Below are 17630 nucleotides of genomic sequence, written 5' to 3' on the forward strand. Positions count from 1 at the left end.
AACGGGCCAATCGGCCCGTTTTTTTTATCCTGCTACCTGCACGCTGGCGGCCGCGGTTTTCGCCCGCTCAACGGCCTCTTCCACGCTGTCGCCCGTCGCCAGCGCCACGCCCAGACGACGCGAGCCGTCAATTTCTGGCTTACCAAACAGACGCAGCTGCAGGCCAGCGCCCACCGCGGCATCGACATTATCGAAAGTGACGTTCTGGCTGGTCAGCTGCGGGAGGATCACCGCCGACGCTGCCGGGCCGTACTGACGCACGCCGCCAACCGGCAGACCAAGGAAAGCGCGAACGTGCAGGGCAAACTCGGAGAGATCCTGCGAAATTAAGGTCACCATACCGGTGTCGTGCGGGCGAGGGGAGACCTCGCTGAAGATGACCTCGTCGCCGCAGACGAACAGCTCCACGCCAAACAGCCCATGGCCGCCCAGCGCCAGCACCACTTTACGGGAGATCTCTTCGGCGCGCGCCCGGGCCAGCGGGCTCATCTGCTGCGGCTGCCAGGATTCACGGTAGTCGCCATCTTCCTGGCGATGACCAATCGGATCGCAGAAGTGGACCCCATCCACGGCGCTGACGGTCAGCAGGGTGATCTCAAAGTCAAACTGCACCACACCCTCGACGATCACGCGTCCGGCTCCGGCGCGCCCTCCCTGTTGGGCGTAATCCCAGGCGTTATCCAGCTGTTCGGCGCTGCGCACAAAGCTCTGTCCTTTACCGGAGGAGCTCATCACCGGTTTAATGATGCACGGGTAGCCAATGTCAGCGACAGCCTGCAAAAAATCATCTTTGCTGTCGGCGAAACGATAGCGTGAGGTGGGCAGGGAGAGCTCTTCCGCCGCCAGACGCCGGATACCCTCCCGATTCATGGTCAGCTTCGCAGCGCGGGCGCAGGGCACCACGCGCTGGCCTTCGGCTTCCAGCGCCAGCAGGGTATCGGTGGCGATGGCTTCGATTTCCGGCACCACGAAGTGCGGTTTTTCTTCATTGATCAGGGCGCGCAGGGCATCGCCGTCGAGCATATTAATGACGTGGGCACGATGCGCAACGTGCATCGCTGGCGCATCGGCATAACGATCGACAGCAATCACTTCGATACCTAAACGCTGGCACTCAATGGCCACCTCTTTACCCAGTTCACCTGAGCCCAGCAGCATCACACGCGTTGCTGCCGGACGCAGCGCAGTTCCTATACGAGTCATAATGATTCCCCTGAAAAAGTTGCGCGCAGTATAAACGAAAACGTTTGCGTCTGTCTTGTGTTGCGAAAATCTGTCGCGCTGACGGAGGGTTATTTGCATCGCGGCATTTTTCGACCATGCTTTTGTTGAACCAAAACAGGAGAGCATGATGAAAAAAACAGGGGTAGCGATAGCACTGCTGGCCGCCAGCCTGACGGCGCAGGCCGCAGAGGAGAAAACCGTGAAATTTCCCACCTGCGAAGGGCAGAATGCCGAAGGTATTGCCGCCAGCGTGAAGCGGGATTATCTGCAAAACCGCATCGTGCGCTGGGCGGACGATCAGAAAACCCTGGGACAGGCCGATCCGGTGGCCTGGATCAACCCTAAGCAGGTGAAAGGCGAGAAAGAGCGCTGGACGGTGCCGCTGACGGTGCGAGGCAAAAACACCGATATCCATTATCAGGTGAAGATCGACTGTAAAGCGGGTAGCGCGCAGTATCAGTCGTCGAAGAGGTGAATTTTCGCTTCTTTTGTCGCCATAGACATTTCCTGACATCCCCTCGCTTACGCTGTGAAATTCATCCACCGTTAAGTGAGGGTAAACATGTCAAACTGGCTGAATCAATTACAGTCTCTGCTCGGGCAGAAAGGGTCGTCATCCGGTGAAGGCCTGAGCAAACTGCTGACGCCGGGTGCGCTTGGCGGCCTGGCCGGATTACTGGTAGCGAATAAATCCTCGCGTAAATTACTGAGCAAATATGGCACCGGCGCGCTGCTTGCCGGGGGCGGTGCCGTTGCCGGTACCGTGCTCTGGAACAAGTACAAAGAGAAGATTCGCAGCGCGCATCAGGGCGAGCCGCAGTTTGGCCAGCAGGCGTCGCCGCTGGACGTGCGCAGCGAAAGGCTGATCCTGGCGCTGGTCTTTGCCGCAAAGAGTGATGGCCACATCGACGATAAAGAGCGGGCGGCCATCGAGCAGCAGTTGCGCGAAGCGGGCGTGGAAGAACAGGGCAGGGCGTTGGTGGCACGTGCTATTGAGGAGCCGCTCGATCCTGCACGTCTGGCCCAGGGGATCCAGAATGAAGAGGAGGCTCTCGAACTTTACTTCCTGAGCTGTGCGGCTATCGATATCGATCACTTTATGGAGCGCAGCTATCTTAATGCGCTGGGCGATGCGCTGAAAATCCCGGCAGACGTGCGGGATGGGATCGAGCAGGATATTCGCCAGCAAAAACAAGCGCTCCCCGGCTAGTTTTTTACGCCTTGCGGAGCCGTTTCGCTTGCATCGTGCGCATGTTTTGCCAACCTTATAGGGTGTTAAACGTAGAAGAATCATAACGCCATGCCACCTAAAGCCCAACGCATACCGCACGCTCTCACCATGCACGGTGATACGCGTATCGACAACTATTACTGGTTGCGCGACGATACCCGCTCCAAGCCGGAGGTGCTGGACTACCTCCACGACGAAAACGATTATGGCCGAAGGATCATGGCGACGCAGCAGGCGCTGCAGGATCGTCTGCTCAGCGAAATGGTTGAGCGTGTCCCGCAGCGTGACGTCTCGGCCCCCTGGAGTCGAAATGGCTATCGTTACCGGCACATTTATGAGCCCGGAAACGAATATGCCATCTACCAGCGCCAGTCGGTACTTTGCGCCGAATGGGAAGAGTGGGAGACGCTGCTGGATGCCAACCAGCGTGCGGCGCACAGCGAGTTTTATACCCTGGGCGGCATGGCGGTATCGCCGGATAACGCCATCATGGCGCTGGCGGAAGATTACCTCTCCCGACGACAGTATGGTTTGCGTTTCCGCAATCTGGAGACCGGCAACTGGTATCCGGAGATGCTCGATAACGTTTCACCCGACTTTATCTGGGCCAACGACTCTGAAACCGTCTACTACATCAAAAAGCACGCCACTACCCTGCATCCTTATCAGGTCTGGCGGCATACGGTCGGTACTTCATCGAGAAGTGATGAACTGGTATATGAGGAGAAAGACGAAACCTTTTACGTCAGCCTGCATAAAACCACCTCCAAACACTATGTGATTATTTTTCTCGCCAGCGCCACCACTACTGAGGTGCTGCTGCTGGATGCCGAGCTGCCGGACGCTCAGCCGCTGTGCTTTATGCCGCGTCGCAAGGATCATGAGTACAGCCTCGATCACTTCCAGCACACCTTCTATTTGCGCTCCAACCGGGAGGGGAAAAACTTTGGCCTCTACAAGACCAAGGTACGAGATGAACGCAAATGGGAAGTGCTGATCCCGCCGCGGGATCAGGTGATGCTTGAAGGCTTCACCCTCTTTACCGACTGGCTGGTGGTTGAAGAGCGCCAGCGCGGGCTCACCAGCCTGCGGCAAATCAACCGTAAAACCCGCGAAGTGATTGGCATCGCCTTTGACGACCCCGCCTATGTCACCTGGATTGGCTATAACCCCGAGCCGGAAACGTCGCGCCTGCGTTACGGTTACTCCTCCATGACCACCCCGGACACCCTGTTTGAACTGGACATGGACACCGGGCAGCGCCGGGTGCTGAAGCAGGCTGAGGTGAAAGGGTTTAACGCCGATCTTTATCGCAGCGAGCACGTATGGATTGTCGCCCGCGACGGCACCGAAGTGCCCGTCTCACTGGTCTATCACAAGCACCATTTTCGCAAAGGTAAAAACCCGATCCTCATCTACGGCTATGGCTCGTATGGCTCCAGTATTGACGCGGATTTCAGCGGTAGCCGCCTGAGCCTGCTCGACCGGGGGTTTGTCTTCGCCATCGCCCATATCCGCGGCGGCGGCGAGCTGGGGCAAAAATGGTACGAAGATGGCAAATTCCTGAAAAAGAAAAACACCTTCAATGACTACCTGGATGTCTGCGAGGGACTGCTGGAGCTGGGCTATGGCGATCGCAAACAGTGCTTTGCCATGGGCGGCAGCGCGGGCGGCATGCTGATGGGCACCGTGATTAACGAACGTCCAGGACTCTTTAAAGGGGTGATAGCGCAGGTGCCCTTTGTGGATGTCCTGACCACCATGCTGGACGAATCTATCCCGCTGACCATTGGCGAATATGAAGAGTGGGGCAACCCGCAGGATGAGACCTACTATCGCTACATGAAAGGTTACAGCCCCTACGATAACGTTGGCGCGAAAGCCTATCCTCACATGCTGGTTACCACCGGTTTACATGACTCCCAGGTTCAGTACTGGGAGCCAGCGAAGTGGGTGGCGAAGCTGCGGGAAATGAAGACCGACAATAATTTACTGCTGCTCTGCACCGATATGGATGCCGGGCACGGCGGGAAATCCGGTCGCTTCAAATCCTACGAAGGGGTGGCCCTGGAGTATGCCTTTCTGGTTGGCCTGGCCCAGGAGACGTTAACCAGCCAGGCGGCAGAGGTCGATCAGGATCCGCCCAGATAGTGCTTCAGCGTCAGACGCAGCTCGGGACTCATCCTGTCGAGGTTATTGTACAGCCAACGGAGATAGCCCGGATCCTTGTCTGCCACTTCCGCCACCGCTTTGCCGCGGTATTTGCCGAAGGTAAAGGTGGTCAGCAGCGCCGGGCGTCCGGTGATGTCGGCCATCTCATCCGGCGTCCAGCCGGTGGTGTTCATGATATCGATCAGCAACGCGGCGGTGATGTAGCAGTCATACAGGGCCCGGTGGTGGTGCAGCCCTTCCGGCGTCCGGACGCTCAGTTTGCGCGATTTGTAGAGCGCCATATTGCTGTATTTAATGCCCGGCCATAAGCGCCGCGCCAGCTTCATGGTGCAGATCCACTCCCCGGGCATCTCGGGCAGTACACGGCGATCGAAGCTGGCATTGTGCGCCACATACCAGGCGCTCCCGTGGTACTGCGGGATCACCTCTTCAATCCAGGGTTTATCGGCGACCATCGCCTCGGTGATGCGGTGGATAGCCATCGCCTGCGGGCTGATGGGGCGATCCGGACGTACCAGATGGCTGCGTGGATTGACGATCTGCCCGTTCACAACGTCGACAGATGCCACTTCCACAATCCCCCCCTGCAGGTCACAGGTTTCGGTGTCGATGACACGTAGCATGGCTCTCTCCTGGCCGTAAAAGGCTTAGCGTAATGGAATGATATCACCTTGCCAACCCTGCTCAACAAAGCGCCCGGTCAATAATAGCTCACCCCGATCGGCGCGGACGATTAATTGCCCACGGGCATCCCACAGCGCGCTCCCGCCATCACGGTTCGCCATCAATACGGCGATAGCATAGCGATGGGCAAAACGCTGTAGCTGGGAAAAGGTGGCTGACCAGCCTGTTTCACTTACCGCCATGCCGCGGGTAAACAGGGCGGCATCGGGAGCGATATTGGGCAAATCGGGGTGAGAATCAACGATACTCAGGCCACCATGCCTGCTCTCCAGGCAGGCCCCTGCGCCATGGGGATAAAGGGCAGCATCAGGCTGGTCCGGGGTAAACCAGGCCAGGCCAGGCTGGCGCTCTCCCCTCACTTCTACGGTCGTTCCGGCAATCACCGAGACGTTATGGGCGCAGGCGGCATCAACAAGCGGCGCCAGCTGATGGCTGTCGGGCGGAGCAGGAAGCTGGCCATCGGGCAGGGCAGGGCCCGTTAAAGAGAGCTCCGGGAAAAGCACTAAATTGCACTCAAGCTTCGAGGCGGCGGAGATAAAACGCAGGTGATGCGCGATGTGTTCATCAACGCGGTGATGGTTCAGGCGGTACTGTGCGGCAGCAATATTCCAGTGAGACATCGTGATTTCCTTATACACCGAGTCGCAGAGATTCATAAAGTCCATGAATATAACATGGATTTCTATCCTGGCATAAACGGTGTAAGGAAATGTAACGCTGGTTAAGCTTACTTAACTTTTGGCTCCCACGGCAGGCGTGAGAGGTTGACGGAGTTTAATCGATGGGCAATCAGGCGCTCCCGAAACCAGTCACGCAGGTGCGACGGTTGCTCACGCTCCACCACTTCGGCGATCACCGGCATGTTATAGCGCTCTTTGAACGCCACACCTGCGGCCGCCAAATCAACATTCACTTTGTCCATCTCCTCCTGGGGGAGGGTGGCGAGATTAATATGCATTACCGTCTCCTTCATTTGCGGGCCAACGTTACCCAAACGGCGGGGCGTTGACAAGCCCGGGCAGGATGATCCTCGACTGGACCATTATACAGCGTTATCCTCTGGTAATCAGGCATAACAAAAAGGAATATATGTGATGACTAAACACCTTACCTGCACCCTGACGTTGCTGCTGGCGACGCTCACGACACCCATTGTTTTTGCTCATGCTCATTTACAGCATCAATATCCCGCGGCAGACGCTGCTGTAGATGCGGCGCCTCAGGCGTTGACCCTGAACTTCTCCGAGGGGATCGAACCCCGTTTTAGCGGCGTCACCCTCACCGATGATAAACAGCAGCCCGTCGCACTCGGGGCGGTAAAACGCAACGAGAAAGACCCGACCCAGCTGATCGTGCCGATGACCTCTTCACTGACGGCGGGTACTTATCAGGTGAAGTGGCATGTGGTCTCCGTAGATGGTCATAAGACCGAGGGCAGCTATCGTTTTAGCGTGAAGTAAGATGCTGGCGTTCTGCTACGTTACGCTGCGCTTCGCGCATTTTGCTGCCCTGATGGTGCTGTTTGGCAATGCCCTGTACGGTGCATGGCTGGCGCCCGTTGCGCTGCGGCGGCTGATGGTGCGTCGCTTTCGCGGCCAGCAAAAAAAGATCGCGTTTATCAGCCTGCTCGCGGCGCTGATGATGCTGGCGCTACAGGGCGGGATGATGGGTAACGGCTGGCCAGATGTGGTCAGCCCATCTATCTGGCAGGCGGTACTCACGACCCATTTTGGACGGATCTGGTTATGGCAGATGATCCTGGCCCTGATTACACTCTGGGTCGCCTGGATGCAGCCGGGAAAAACCATGCTGCTGATGCTGTTCTTTACCGCTGCGCAGTTTTTCCTGCTGGCAGGAACCGGGCATGCGGCGTTGCATGATGGGATAACGGGCCTGATGCAGCGCAGCAACCATGGCCTGCATCTTTTATGTGCCGCAGGCTGGCTGGGGGGCCTGCCGCCGCTGCTGTTTTGCCTGCGCCTGTCCCGTGGACGCTGGCGGCGAGCCGCCGTTCACACCATGATGCGCTTCTCGCGCTACGGGCATCTGGCGGTGGCGGGGGTGATCCTCACCGGAATGGCAAATATTGTACTGATCCAGGGGTGGGTGCTGCCGTGGCACTCGGCCTGGGGGAAAATGCTGTTGGTGAAATGTGCGCTGGTGGTAATGATGGTGGTAATTGCCCTGGTGAATCGGTATGTTCTGGTGCCGCGGTTTCGTTCTGGCGACGGACGCGAGCAACGCTATTTTATCAGGATGACGCAGAGTGAGGTTGTGCTGGGGGCGCTGGTGCTGGCGGCAGTCAGCCTGTTCGCGACCTGGGAACCCTTCTGACGAGGTGGAATACAATGAAAAAAACAGTACTTTCTTTCTTATTGCTGGCCTGCTCCGGCGCGGCACTGGCAGCTCCGCAGGTGATCACCGTCAGCCGGTTCGAAGTGGGTAAAGACAAATGGGCGTTCAACCGTGAAGAGGTGATGCTGACCTGCCGTCCGGGACACGCGCTCTATGCCATTAACCCCAGCACCCTGGTGCAGTATCCCCTGAACGACGTGGCGCAGCAGCAGGTCGACAGCGGTAAAAGCAACGGCCAGCCCATCTCGGTTATTCAGATTGACGATCCGGCAAACCCGGGGCAAAAGATGAGCCTGGCGCCATTTATCGAGCGCGCGAAGACGCTCTGCTAGCTTCCCGCTTCCAATAAAAAAACCGCAGGCTTCTCTTCGGAAGCATTGCGGTTTTTATGTTTAAGGAGAGACTAACGCTTTTTTTCAGGCCACTTTTGCTGCGGACTGGAAAACCTGGCGTCGTCATCTATTCTTAAAGTGCAAGGCGACTTAGCCTGCATTAATGCCAACTTTTAGCGCACGGCTCTCTCCCAAGAGCCATTTCCCTGGACCGAATACAGGAATCGTATTCGGTCTCTTTTTATCTGTTGAAAGTAAACGCCTTTTCCCGTTGCGGACTTTAACAGATGGGCAACATTCTCTGTTCTTCGTTAAACCATACCACACTACGCCCGGCGGAAGTCCAGTGCTTTTTAGCGGTTTTGTTAAATTTTTAGCTGTTACCGATGAAAGCAGAGATTAGCGGCAAAAACGTGCGCTGATGCCGCATTCAATCTCATCAAGCAGTTGAAAACGGCGGCGGTATTCCGCGCGTTTTTTACTGGCAATGCTGTCGATCGCTTTGCGCTCCATACCTGCTGGCAGGGCCCAGCGAAATGCACCGCACGACTTAGCGCCCAGCGATTGCCAGAATTCGTCATAGCTGGCATGCAGATGACGACCTTTACTCAGACGATAGCGCAGGGCGCGAAAAACATGGCCTTCATCGCTCACACCATAAATGGCGCTGATACCTGACTGCTTCGCCAGATTGAAGATCGCTTCCAGCAAGATCCTTTTTGGAAACAGGCCATAACAGGCGCGGGTGGCATTTTTGATCGTCTCCCGCCCTACGTCCTTACGCGGCCCCTGCAGGCCGCCAATCACCAGCGCACTTTGGCCCTTCTCCTCAACAACGCTGAAGGTCAGGCTCGCCAGCAGGGTGTTATCCCCGGCCCGTAGCCAGAGCGTGGTTTCGCCCTCGCGTTCGGCCTTCACCGCGCTGCTGGCGTAAATCGTATAGTGCGCATCGTCTTTAGTGGCGAACTGCAGCAGCGAAAGTGGAGTCGGGCTGCTAAAGCTCCGCGCAAGGCTGGCGTCCGGCAGCGCATCAAGCCAGGCGTAATGGTGCAGGATGGCGTTAGCCCGCTCACCGGCACGAAATCCGCGAGTGAGATACTGACGCTGGGTTTTTACCGGTAGCGTAGTTTGTGCTTTTAACAACAGCGGAAAATCATCGCGACGGGAGAGCGTCTCCAGCATGCGGGTGGTTGAGGACCAGAATAGCAGGGAGCGCAGGAAAAATTTCAGCCTGTAATCGCGTTTATGCCACAGCGGGCCGGGCATAAACTCGCCCTTCGCCAGGGCGAAAATAACAGAAGAACGGTGCGTTAAAGACAGCTCAGCAGGCAGGATGGTATTAGACACGATGAAGACCTCTTTATATTTCTGCAATTATCTTAAAGGCCATCGGATAATCATTTAAGCGTTGCTAAACCTTTATTTCCGCTTTGTTTAATGTCGATTGAGGTTATTCCTAACCCCAGTTACCGCTCATCTTATTGTCAGCATTCCAGGGGCTATACTGATCATGAGGGGGCGCTATGTATCTCAATCTTGATGGTCACAACTGGCGACACGTCTGGGTGGTAAGCGATCTTCACGGTTGTTATCAAATGCTTATGGCAGATCTGCGGCAGCGGCATTTTAACCCGTATGAGGATTTACTTATTTGCGTTGGCGATTTAATCGATCGCGGACCGGATAGCGTGAAATGCCTGCAGTTAATAAATGAAGCGTGGTTTTATGCCGTGCGGGGCAACCATGAGCAGATGGCGCTGGACGCGCTGCAGAATAATGATTTTGGCCTGTGGATGATGAATGGCGGCAATTGGTTAGCACAATTAAAGGGTGAACAGCAGGCGCAGGCGCTGGCGTTGCTCAGGCGCAGTGAGACCCTGCCGTGGATTATCGAAATTGCCTGCGCCAACGGCGTGAATGTTATTGCTCATGCCAATTACCCGTCCTCCCACTACGTGCGGGACAAGCCGGTCAACAAGCAAAGCGTCCTCTGGGACAGGGCACGCTTGCGGGAACTGATGAGCGGCAAAGAGGCGGGGATCGCTGGGGCGGATCACTTCTGGTTCGGGCACACACCGCTCAAAACACGTTATGACTGCCAGAACCTGCACTATATCGACACCGGGGCGGTATTTGGCGGCGCGTTGACCCTGGCGCAGCTACAGTGATTACAGGTCGGAATACTCCTGCGCCGGACGCCAGAAGCCGTCGATGAAGTCTTCAACCGGATAACAGCCGCCGTGACGAATACGCTGATCGTCCATCGAGGCCTCACACTGCGGTTCGGTGCGATACACATCCACCACCAGATCTTCACAGCCTGCGTCCAGATAACAGATAAATAACACCAGTGCGTACATCATGCCCCTCAGCATTTACTACCATATTGATATTGTAGGGGATGATTCAGGGAAGAGGAGATTATGAGAATAAATAACCCGCCTGCGGGCGGGTTCTCTTTGAATCAGGCAAGGCGCATGATCCAGGCATCGGAACTTTGATCGTAATGCTCACGGTAAAGGACTGAGTGTTCGCCATCGAGGATTGCCGGGACGCTGGTGTCTGCATCCCATGCATCGAGCTGCATGCAAAGGTCGGGATCGGACTTGCAGGGGATGGTTAACGTTCGTTCGCCCTGCGTATCGCCGCTTAACTCGGCATCATCGATTTCGAATGCGCCAATGCGCACATTGGTTTTCGTCATAATGCTCTCCATGATCACGCTGTGTTCTGGTACGACCAGTATAGTCGCCCACTTTTCAGCCTGGACAATGAAGAGCAAAAGCGCCAGTAAAAAAGTGCTTTTTTTAGCGCGTTTCACCGTTACCGGTAAACAAGCGGCCATCGCGAACCAGCTCGCGCGGATAGCTGTTTTTAAGCCGCGAGCCCACTTTTTTCGCCATGCCTATTGGGAAGCCCTGCCAGGTCACTACCGCATCATCCCCGGACGGGGTTGTTTGTGGCCAGACATCGCGTCCGCGATACCACTCTTCCGCTTCCGCCTGGGTTAAGGCAAAGGTGTTGTGCTGGCCTGCCAGCGCGATCACCGCTTCATGCTGCCAGCGATAGCCTTTGTTGTGCGTCTCCGCCAGGCGCAGGCCAAGACGGGAGAAGCGCACTTTGCCGATCAGCGGCTCAATCTCTGTCGGGAATAACCACACCTCTTTATCTCGCTGCCACAGACGCAGACTGTCGTCCCAGAACAGGCCCGCCTGGTTAGCGGCGGCAGTAATCTGTTGGGCTTCGCGGGTTTTAAGGGGCGTGAACGGGAAGTTTCCGACCTTATATTTGGGAGCGGGCAGCGGTGCAACGGCGGCCTTTTTACGCAGGCGCGCCACGAAAAAGCCTTCGCAATCGTAAATATGCGGAAAGACGTGCAGGAAGCCTTCAGGCGTGACGCAGTCCCCGGCACTGGCGAACAGGTCGTTAAGCGGCAGGAATTCAACGGCATCCGGGTACTGCTCTTTCAGCCACAGACAAACGGCTTCGTTTTCGTCGCGGTTCAGGGTGCAGGTGGAGTAGACCAGCGTGCCGCCCGGACGCAGGGCGTGGAAGGCGCTGTCGATAAGCTCGCGCTGGGTGGCGGCGATCTCCAGGTTGCTGGCAACGGACCAGTTTTTCAGCGCATCGGGATCTTTTCGCACCACCCCTTCGCCGGAGCAGGGGGCGTCCAGCAGGATCGCATCGAAAGCTTCCGGCAGGGCGGCGCCAAACACGCGGCCATCGAAATGGGTGAGCGCCACGTTGCTGATCCCGCAGCGGCTGATATTCGCGTGCAGCACCTTAACGCGGCTGGCGGAGAACTCGTTGGCGAGGATCGCGCCCTGGTTGTTCATCCGCGCGGCGATCTGGGTGGTTTTGGAGCCGGGGGCGGCCGCCACGTCCATCACCCGGGCGGGCATATTGCCATCGGCAAACAGCGCAGCAACCGGCAGCATGGAGCTGGCTTCCTGAATATAGAAGAGCCCGCTCAGATGTTCTGCGGTACTGCCCAGCGGCAACGCCTCTTCGTCGTCACGCTCGATCCAGAATCCCTCTTCGCACCACGGCACAGGGGTGAGCTGCCAGCCGTAGGGGGCGACAAGCGTGAGAAAATCCGCCACGCTGATTTTCAGGGTATTGACGCGCAGGCTGCGGCGCAGCGGGCGCTGGCAGGCAGCGATAAACGCATCAAGAGAGAGAGGGTCAGGCAGAGCCTGGCGCATTTGTGCCAGAAATTCTTCTGGCAAATAGACGGAACGTTGAGACACGAGCGCACCACAGGGAGTCAAAGAGGCGCGCAGTGTACCACAAACGCTCCGGTGGGTTGACACCGGAGCGTAGGGGTTATCGTGGCAGGGCCGTTCCCCAGGTGCGCCACTCTTTCGGTTCGCTCTCCTGCAGCAGGAAGTGCTTGCCAGGCTGAGATTTCGGCGCGAGCGGGGTGCCAGGCGGCGTCGCAAAGGCGATACCGCCGCGGATAAACTGATTAAAGGTCCCGGTTTTCACCACCCCGCCGGTCAGGCCGAAGTCGAGCGAGTAGCCGGAGGCCAGCCAGAAGACGGAGTTGTTACGCACCAGGTGCTGATAGCGATCGCTGATACGCAGGGCTACCATCACCCGATCCGAGAGCGTCCCCAGCGACAGGCCGGTGACCGTACCCACTTCCATACCGCGGAACAGCACCGGTGTACCGATATCAAGGGATGCTGCATCCGGGACCTCCACCACAATGCTCAGGCCATCGAGATAGCGTGAATCGGTGATGGTCGCCTCCTGCAGCTCGAAGTCGCGGCGCGATTTACCCTGTCCGGGCTCCACGTTGATATAGGGCTGCAGAATGGTATCGAGATGCTCAACGCCCGCCGCGGAGATCTGCGGGGTGATGACCGAGAAGCGCGTCCCGGTGCGGGCGAAGTTGTCGACATATTCCGGGTAGAGCACCGCCGTGGCCTGCACTTCATTGCGGGCGGTGATCAGCTTCAGGCTCTGGACCTGCCCGATATCGATCCCCAGATAGCGTATCGGCATCCCTTCGGAGAGCTTGCCCGCGTCAAAGGCATGCAGGGTGATCTGACTGCCGACTGCACGCGCTGCGGTCTCAGAAGGATAGAGGATCCGCTTGTCGCCTTTACGCTGACTGGCGCTGGCCCCGCTCAGGTTGTCGAAGCTGATGGCCCCGCGCAGCGCGCGGGAGAGCGGAGAGGCCTGCACCGTCAGGCCGCTGCCGTTAAGCTGCACTTTGGCCCCGCCCTCAGCCCAGAACACGCTGTTGCTGGTCAACAGCTTGCGGTATTCCGGTTTGATATGCAGTTCGATATCAAAGGCATTGGCGCGCGGGCGCACCAGGATCACTTCACCCACTTCAAATTTACGATACAGCACCACCGAGCCCGCCTGCACATCCGGCAGGGTGTCGGCCACCAGCGTCAGGGTGGTGGTCGGCAGATCGCTCAGGCTGTTTTCCAGGGCTTTATCGAGATTGGCATACAGCGGATAGCTGTCGCGCATGGCGCCTTTCTCACCCGGCAGGATACGGATCCCGCCGCTGATCCACTCGCTGGCGCTGGCCGCCAGGAACTCGACGCCGTCGAGTCCGACTTTCACGTCCACCCGGCTGTTAACCACGAATTTACTGTCGCCATGCACCAGCTCGCGGTACTGCGGATCAATCGCCACCGCAAAGGTGACGCCTTTGCTGGTTAAGTTGCGCTCAAGCACCTGGCCAATCTGCACCCCGTGCAGAATCAGCGGCTGGCCGGCGTCGATGCCGTAGCTTTCCGGTGCGTTGAGGGTCACGGTCAGTACGCCGGGTTTTTGCAGCAGCGCCTTATCGGCCGGGGCGATGACAAACTGGTTAACCGGTTCGCCGCCGCCGGGAATGAGCTCAAACGTACTGCCGGTCAGCAGGCTGCTGACGCTGGGGTTGCTGAGCGTCAGTTTCGGCGTACGTAATTCTATGCGGGTGTTTTTACGCAGCAGATCGACCACGCTGGGGTCAACGGTCATCTCACCGGTTACCAGCCCGCCAGGGTTAAGCGTCATTTTGGTGAGCTGCCCGACCTGTAACCCCTGGTACATCAGCGGGGTGGAATCCTCCTTCAGGCCATCCGCCGAGGGGAGGGTGAGCTTCACAATCACGCCGCGCTGGCTGTGAGCCAGATCTTTATACAGGCCGAAATCATCTTCCTGGGTAGCGGGCTCAGAACCTTCCGGTGAATCGAAGGCGATTGCGCCGTTCACCAGCGCCGCCAGGCTCTCAAGCTTCACTTTGGCCCCGCTCAGGCTCAGGTCGGCATCCACGCCGGAGACGTTCCAGAACCGGCTGCCTTTTTTCACCAGCGAGGTAAAGCGTCGCTCAATCAGCACATCGATAACCACCCCCTGCTTGTTAGGGGTGATGGCGTAGTCATATACGCGGCCAACGGGGATCTTACGGAAATAGACCACCGAGCCGCTGTTTAAGGAGCCCAGATCCGCTGCATGCAGATGGATCATCAGATCGCCATTGTTAAGCCGGTATTTCGGCTGCGTGTCGAGGGCGGTAAAGTGATCCTTTGGCTCACCTTTGCCCGGCATCATGCCGATATAGTTACCCCCGACCAGCGCATCCAGCCCGGAGACGCCCGCCAGCGAGGCTTTGGGCGTAACCAGCCAGAACTGGGTCTCATCGCGCAGGGCATCTTTCATATCGGATTTGATGCTGGCGCGAACCTCAATTTTATTCAGGTTCTTGTCCAGGGAAACATCCTGGACGGTGCCCACCTCAACCCCCTGAAAACGGACGGGCGTTCGGCCTGCAACGATGCCGTCGGCGCTCTGGAAGTCAATGGTGATGGTATTGCCGCGATCTTCGTAGCTGGTCCAGATTAACCAGCCGGCGATCATCAGAGCGATAACCGGCAATAACCAGAATGGCGAAATACGACGTTTTGTTTTAACTCGCGCTTCAGTCGGCGAAGCTGGCGTTTCCTGACTCATGTGCATCCCAAAGTAAGCGGCTATCCAGCCATTCCACTGCAAGAATAGTCAAAATCACCGCAGAGCCGAAATAGAACGCTGCGGGTCCCATAGTAAAAGCAAGGAGCTGATCGCGATTGATCAGCGACATCATCAACGAAATAACAAACAGATCCAGCATTGACCAGCGGCCAATCCAGGTCACGAAACGCAACAACAGTATGCGGGTTCTCAGCCCCTGCTCACATTTGAAATGAATGCTCACGAGCAGAGTAAACATCACCACCACTTTGGTAAAGGGCACCAGAATACTGGCGATAAAGACGATCGCAGCCACGGCGATGTTGCTGTGGGCCAGCGAGACGATGCCCGACATAATGGTATCCTCCTGCCGCGCGCCGTTGACATAAATCACCGAAATCGGCAGCAGGTTAGCCGGGATCAGAAATATCAGCGAGGCGATGAGCGCCGCCCAGCATTTCTGCAGGCTGTTATGCCGCCGCAGGCGCAGGGGAATATGGCAGCGCGGACAGCGGCCCCGCGCGTCGGGCAGGCCGGTATAGTGGCAGCCCAGACAGACCCGCAGTGCCGGATCGTAGCGGGTGGCGGGGCGCTGCGGGTAGAAGCGCTCCCAGAGCTGCTCCACGTTGAGGTGAATCAGGGTCAGGACGCTCAATATCACCAGCGCGATAAAGGCGAACAGGCCAGAGCCCGGCTGCAGATAAGCGTAGTCCTGCACTTTGATTGAGGCCACGACGATCCCTACCTGGTAGATATCCAGCATCACCCACTCTTTGAGCTTCTCAAGCATCAGGAGCACCGGGCGAAGGTTCATACCCAGAATATTGCCGAACCACAGATAGGCTATCGCCGCCACCAGCACCACCGGCGCGCCGACGGTACAGAAGAGCACCATGGAGGCCGTCAGGGGATCGCCCTGGCGGGTCATCTGCCAGATCCCCTGCAACAGATTCGCGTCGATGCGCACGCCCAGCAGGTGCAGCTGAAGCAGGGGCTCGCTCCAGGCGAAGGGCATCAGCAGCATCATGGTCACGGCCATCGCCGCCAGCCGGGTCAGCGACCAGTCGCGGCCATCGCGGATTTTTGCGTTGCAGCGCGGGCAGAAAGCACTTTGGTATGATTTCATCTTTGGCAACGTAAAAAGCGTATCGCATTGCGGGCAACGCTGATAATGTGCACGAGGCAGCGCATCGCCGACCGTGTGCACAGTGATCTTTTTCGTCGGCATTATTTTCGGTGATTTAAGAGCCATCGGTCGCGCTAAAAAGGGATAGTTAATAGTTATCTTAACTCATGAATTGATTCATCTTGAGCATGAACGCAAATAATGCGTATTTTAATAGGCTATGCTGTAATTTTGTAAGACAACCAAGTGATTGAATAATGAACAAAACAGAATTCTACGCGGACTTAAACCGCGATTTCCAGGCATTGATGGCAGGTGAAACCAGTTTCCTGGCCACCCTGGCGAACACCAGCGCGTTACTCTTTGAACGTCTGTCCGATGTGAACTGGGCCGGTTTTTATCTGCTGGAAGGCGACACGCTGGTGCTGGGGCCGTTTCAGGGCAAACTGGCCTGCGTCCGTATCCCGGTTGGGCGCGGGGTTTGCGGTACGGCGGTAGCACAAAACCAGGTGCAGCGCGTGGATGACGTTCATGCGTTCGACGGGCATATCGCCTGCGACAGCGCCAGCAACGCTGAAATCGTGCTGCCACTGACTGTGGAGAATCAGATTATTGGTGTTCTGGACATCGACAGCACGGTCTTCAATCGCTTTACCCCCGAGGACGAACAGGGGCTGCGCGAGGTGGTAGGGAATCTGGAACAGGTTCTCGCCGCGACCGATTATCATAAATTCTTTGCGAGCGTCGCAGGATAATCAACGGATAACGTAGCATTTACGGATGGCGTCATTATAATGACGCCTGTTCATGCCTGCGGCTTGTCGGCAACGTCCGTTGTAATCAGGAAATTTCATGGAAAATCAACCTAAGTTGAATAGCAGTAAAGAAGTTATCGCGTTTTTGGCCGAACGTTTTCCTCAATGTTTTAGTGCCGAGGGCGAAGCTCGTCCCCTGAAAATTGGTATTTTTCAGGATCTGGTAGAGCGTGTTGAAGGTGAGATGAACCTCAGCAAAACCCAACTCCGCTCCGCCTTACGTCTTTATACTTCGAGCTGGCGTTACCTTTACGGTATTAAAGCGGGCGCAACGCGTGTTGACCTCGACGGCAACCCGTGCGGCGTGCTGGACGAGCAGCACGTAGAGCATGCGCGTAAGCAGCTTGAAGAAGCCAAAGCGCGCGTTCAGGCTCAGCGTGCTGAACAGCAGGCGAAAAAACGCGAAGCGGCTGCGGCCAATGGCCAGGAAGAAGCGCCTCGCCGTGAGCGCAAGCCACGTCCTGCACCGCGTCGCAAAGAGAATACCGAGCGTAAGCCTCGTGCTGAGCAACCGGCAAAAGCCCCGCGTGCGCCTCGTGAAGAGCCGCGCCACACTCCGGTTTCTGACATTAACGCCCTGAGCGTCGGTCAGTCTCTGAAGGTAAAAGCGGGTAACAATGCTATGGATGCCACCGTACAGGAAATCACCAAAGATGGCGTTCGTGTACAGCTGACTTCTGGTCTGTCAATGATTGTACGCGCAGAACACTTGTTGTTCTAAAACGGAGGCC

19 protein-coding genes are annotated in these 17630 nt (G+C 57.1%); 9 read left to right on the forward strand and 10 right to left on the reverse strand.

All coding sequences use genetic code 11. The features are described 5' to 3' along the window. Window positions 1–24: 24 nt before the first annotated feature. Window positions 25–1203 carry a formate-dependent phosphoribosylglycinamide formyltransferase gene (purT, locus tag ACT3IC_RS18090; RefSeq protein ID WP_420193708.1) on the reverse strand — a complete coding sequence of 393 codons (1179 nt, stop codon included), beginning with the start codon at window positions 1201–1203 and terminating at the stop codon, window positions 25–27. A gap of 148 nt (window positions 1204–1351) precedes the next feature. Between purT and yebF the strand changes: the two genes are divergently transcribed. The 3 genes from yebF to ptrB all read left to right on the forward strand — a co-directional run bounded on the left by yebF (window position 1352) and on the right by ptrB (window position 4606). Continuing rightward, window positions 1352–1699 carry a protein YebF gene (gene yebF / locus ACT3IC_RS18095; RefSeq protein WP_325941140.1) on the forward strand — a complete coding sequence of 116 codons (348 nt, stop codon included), beginning with the start codon at window positions 1352–1354 and terminating at the stop codon, window positions 1697–1699. An 87-nt stretch (window positions 1700–1786) separates the two neighbouring features. Further along, window positions 1787–2434, forward strand: a complete 648-nt coding sequence (locus tag ACT3IC_RS18100; RefSeq protein ID WP_214422143.1) for a tellurite resistance TerB family protein — start codon at window positions 1787–1789, stop codon at window positions 2432–2434. 90 nt (window positions 2435–2524) lie between these two features. Beyond that, window positions 2525–4606 (forward strand): oligopeptidase B, encoded by a 2082-nt coding sequence (gene ptrB / locus ACT3IC_RS18105; RefSeq protein ID WP_159339513.1) that lies wholly within the window; start codon window positions 2525–2527, stop codon window positions 4604–4606. Here ptrB and exoX read toward each other — a convergent pair. The 3 genes from exoX to ACT3IC_RS18120 form a co-directional block, all read right to left on the reverse strand. Continuing rightward, entirely contained in the window at window positions 4588–5250 is a 663-nt protein-coding gene (gene exoX, locus ACT3IC_RS18110) for an exodeoxyribonuclease X (RefSeq protein WP_103180049.1), read from the reverse strand. The genes ptrB and exoX overlap by 19 nt on opposite strands. Before the next feature lie 24 nt (window positions 5251–5274). Then, window positions 5275–5931 (reverse strand): nitrilase-related carbon-nitrogen hydrolase, encoded by a 657-nt coding sequence (locus ACT3IC_RS18115; RefSeq protein WP_103181103.1) that lies wholly within the window; start codon window positions 5929–5931, stop codon window positions 5275–5277. A 107-nt stretch (window positions 5932–6038) separates the two neighbouring features. Next, on the reverse strand, window positions 6039–6269 hold the full coding sequence (locus ACT3IC_RS18120) for a DNA polymerase III subunit theta (RefSeq protein WP_103180048.1): 231 nt from the start codon (window positions 6267–6269) through the stop codon (window positions 6039–6041). A 136-nt stretch (window positions 6270–6405) separates the two neighbouring features. Here ACT3IC_RS18120 and yobA point away from each other — a divergent pair, with 136 nt between their 5' ends. Genes yobA through ACT3IC_RS18135 form a run of 3 tightly spaced genes read left to right on the forward strand, consistent with a single transcriptional unit; the run spans window position 6406 to window position 7998 of the window. Next, a complete protein-coding gene (gene yobA / locus ACT3IC_RS18125; protein WP_103180047.1) occupies window positions 6406–6771 on the forward strand; it encodes a CopC domain-containing protein YobA in 366 nt (121 codons plus the stop codon). A 1-nt stretch (window position 6772) separates the two neighbouring features. Beyond that, window positions 6773–7645 carry a copper homeostasis membrane protein CopD gene (copD, locus tag ACT3IC_RS18130; RefSeq protein WP_159339512.1) on the forward strand — a complete coding sequence of 291 codons (873 nt, stop codon included), beginning with the start codon at window positions 6773–6775 and terminating at the stop codon, window positions 7643–7645. 14 nt (window positions 7646–7659) lie between these two features. Next, window positions 7660–7998: a YebY family protein gene (locus ACT3IC_RS18135; protein ID WP_103180045.1), complete on the forward strand. Its 339-nt coding sequence runs from the start codon at window positions 7660–7662 to the stop codon at window positions 7996–7998. 399 nt (window positions 7999–8397) lie between these two features. Here ACT3IC_RS18135 and ACT3IC_RS18140 read toward each other — a convergent pair whose 3' ends face one another. Continuing rightward, entirely contained in the window at window positions 8398–9345 is a 948-nt protein-coding gene (locus ACT3IC_RS18140) for a VirK/YbjX family protein (protein WP_236560459.1), read from the reverse strand. A 176-nt stretch (window positions 9346–9521) separates the two neighbouring features. Between ACT3IC_RS18140 and pphA the strand changes: the two genes are divergently transcribed. Beyond that, the gene (gene pphA, locus ACT3IC_RS18145) at window positions 9522–10166 is read left to right on the forward strand and encodes a protein-serine/threonine phosphatase (protein ID WP_473478489.1); all 645 of its coding nucleotides are present in this window, start codon (window positions 9522–9524) and stop codon (window positions 10164–10166) included. On the opposite strand, the gene ACT3IC_RS18150 is transcribed toward pphA, so the two are convergent. The 5 genes from ACT3IC_RS18150 to yebS all read right to left on the reverse strand — a co-directional run bounded on the left by ACT3IC_RS18150 (window position 10167) and on the right by yebS (window position 16210). After that, window positions 10167–10358, reverse strand: coding sequence for a YdfD/YebW family protein (locus tag ACT3IC_RS18150; RefSeq protein ID WP_039030805.1), 192 nt, complete (start codon window positions 10356–10358; stop codon window positions 10167–10169). Between the two features lie 104 nt (window positions 10359–10462). Then, window positions 10463–10702, reverse strand: a complete 240-nt coding sequence (locus ACT3IC_RS18155; protein ID WP_103181101.1) for a YebV family protein — start codon at window positions 10700–10702, stop codon at window positions 10463–10465. 103 nt (window positions 10703–10805) lie between these two features. After that, window positions 10806–12248: a 16S rRNA (cytosine(1407)-C(5))-methyltransferase RsmF gene (gene rsmF / locus ACT3IC_RS18160; protein ID WP_103180043.1), complete on the reverse strand. Its 1443-nt coding sequence runs from the start codon at window positions 12246–12248 to the stop codon at window positions 10806–10808. Between the two features lie 76 nt (window positions 12249–12324). Next, complete coding sequence (locus ACT3IC_RS18165) at window positions 12325–14958, reverse strand: PqiB family protein (RefSeq protein WP_156654707.1); 2634 nt, start codon at window positions 14956–14958, stop codon at window positions 12325–12327. Next, a complete protein-coding gene (gene yebS / locus ACT3IC_RS18170) occupies window positions 14927–16210 on the reverse strand; it encodes a membrane integrity lipid transport subunit YebS (protein WP_473478494.1) in 1284 nt (427 codons plus the stop codon). Before yebS ends, ACT3IC_RS18165 begins: the two co-directional genes overlap by 32 nt. A 131-nt stretch (window positions 16211–16341) precedes the next feature. Here yebS and ACT3IC_RS18175 point away from each other — a divergent pair, with 131 nt between their 5' ends. Then, window positions 16342–16839 carry a GAF domain-containing protein gene (locus ACT3IC_RS18175; protein WP_103180040.1) on the forward strand — a complete coding sequence of 166 codons (498 nt, stop codon included), beginning with the start codon at window positions 16342–16344 and terminating at the stop codon, window positions 16837–16839. 97 nt (window positions 16840–16936) lie between these two features. Then, window positions 16937–17620, forward strand: a complete 684-nt coding sequence (proQ, locus tag ACT3IC_RS18180; RefSeq protein ID WP_103180039.1) for an RNA chaperone ProQ — start codon at window positions 16937–16939, stop codon at window positions 17618–17620. Window positions 17621–17630: the final 10 nt, after the last annotated feature.

The organism is Leclercia sp. GHBNCSD (assembly GCF_055805075.1).